General features: G+C 69.5%; 2 protein-coding genes and 1 pseudogene. 1 reads left to right on the plus strand and 2 read right to left on the minus strand.

Annotation, left to right across the window (positions count from 1 at the left end):
* Together GRX66_RS18770 and GRX66_RS18775 are read right to left on the minus strand one after the other, a co-directional pair.
* A pseudogene (locus GRX66_RS18770) lies at positions 1 to 896 on the minus strand (AAA family ATPase); the annotation flags it as partial.
* Between the two features lie 66 nt (positions 897 to 962).
* A complete protein-coding gene (locus GRX66_RS18775; RefSeq protein ID WP_159527822.1) occupies positions 963 to 1298 on the minus strand; it encodes a DUF7573 domain-containing protein in 336 nt (111 codons plus the stop codon).
* 72 nt (positions 1299 to 1370) lie between these two features.
* Between GRX66_RS18775 and GRX66_RS18780 the strand changes: the two genes are divergently transcribed.
* A complete protein-coding gene (locus tag GRX66_RS18780) occupies positions 1371 to 1580 on the plus strand; it encodes a hypothetical protein (RefSeq protein ID WP_159527823.1) in 210 nt (69 codons plus the stop codon).
* Positions 1581 to 1676 lie beyond the last annotated feature (96 nt).

Below are 1676 nucleotides of genomic sequence, written 5' to 3' on the forward strand. Positions count from 1 at the left end.
CCGGCCAGGGCTTTCCGCCTTGACGTCGTCCGGAACGACGTAGTCGCGGCCGTCCAGCACCGCGCGCCCTGCGCGGCCTGCAGGAGCTTGATGGAGCCGCGTGGACTGACGCCGAGCGCGGCGTGGTCGCGGGTGTATCGCGCCAGCTCCGTCACGTACTCCTTGACGGGGCGGGCGACCTCGACGCCGGCCGTCGTGGCGCGCGCACGCTGGAGGTCCTCGACGGTCGCGACGGCCTCGATGTCGTCGATTGGGTGGCCGCCCACGACGCGGTCGAGGACGTCGACTTCTTCCGCGCGACCCGGGTAGCCCAGGCGGAGCTTCTTCATGAATCGGTCGAGTTCCGCGACCGGGAGTTCGTACGTGCGGTCGCGTTCGACGGAGTTCTGGGTCGCGATGACGACGAACGGGTCCGGGAGGGCGCGGGTCGTGCCGTCCGCGGTCACCTGGCCTTCCTCCATCGCCTCCAGCAGCGCCGACTGCGTCTTCGGCGGCGCGCGGTTGATCTCGTCGGCGAGGAGGACGTTCGCGAACACCGGCCCGGCCTGGAACTCGAACTCGCGGGACTTCTCGTTGAAGACGTTGACGCCAGTCACGTCGGTCGGCAGGAGGTCGGGGGTGAACTGGACGCGCTGGAAGTCACCATCGAAGGACCGCGCGACGGCGCGAGCGAGCATCGTCTTCCCGACGCCGGGGACGTCCTCGAGGAGGACGTGGCCGCCCCCGAGGACGGCCGTGAGGACGTGTTCGACGACGTCGTGTTTGTCGACGATGACTGTCTCGATGTTCTCGACGACGCGTCCAGCGAGGTCACTGGCGTCGGCGACCGGCATCTGGGCGGCTGCGGCGTCCGTGCGCGGGTCCGCGACGGCCTGGGTGTCGTGTGCATCTGTCATAGTGGAGTGGGGAACCAGCCGGCAGTCGTCGGCTGTGAAACGGTAGGGTAGCAGATACTTGTATGTTTATTGGTCGCACGCGTCCTCGCCGGGACGCGTCCACGGCTTACAGGTCGTACAGACGCGAACGCCGCCGTCCACCCAGAGCCGACCCGCGGGTTCGCCGCAGGCCGAACACGTCCCGCCGTCGCCCAGCCACGAACTCGTCACGGCCGCCCGTTCGACCGCACCACCGCTCGCGTCGGGACCCGTATCCCTCGCGCTGTCCGGCGATTCGGTGGCGGTGGCGGGCGACGCACTGGCCGCATCCCTGCCCTCACCTGAGCCCTCGGTTGCATCGGCGTCCGACGCCGCGTTCCCGTCGTCAGGGACGAACGCGTCGAGTGTCGCCTCCTCTGTCACAACCGCCTCTAGGGACGCCACCGACATAACCGTCCCGGAGCATCTAAGGCACCCGCTCCCGGACGTTCGAACATGGTCTGGCTACTCGACGACCCGGTGTCGATGGTGGAGAATCTCGTGACGGCCGCGACCACGGACCCGATCTCGGCCGCCCTGGTCCTGTTCGGTGGCCTGTTCGTCACCCTCAGCGCGGGCGCGTTCGGCGTCCTCGCGCTCGGCGGGATACTCGACTCGCTCGTCCCGGACACCGCGACGGTCCGCGAACGCCGCCAGCGCTCGTAGCGCCTCGGAACGCAGTCTGCGCCGCTCTTACACGCCAGCCTCGTCGAACGCGTCCGCGAGCAACGCGACCGCATCCGACCTGTCGGGGCCCAGCGG

The organism is Halobacterium bonnevillei, from assembly GCF_009831555.1.
Lineage (GTDB): Archaea > Halobacteriota > Halobacteria > Halobacteriales > Halobacteriaceae > Halobacterium > Halobacterium bonnevillei.

What these genes read in the sequence shown, in the direction of transcription:
- GRX66_RS18780 (WP_159527823.1), top strand. Translation starts at nt 1,371, where the DNA reads ATGGTCTGGCTACTCGACGACCCGGTGTCGATGGTGGAGAATCTCGTG.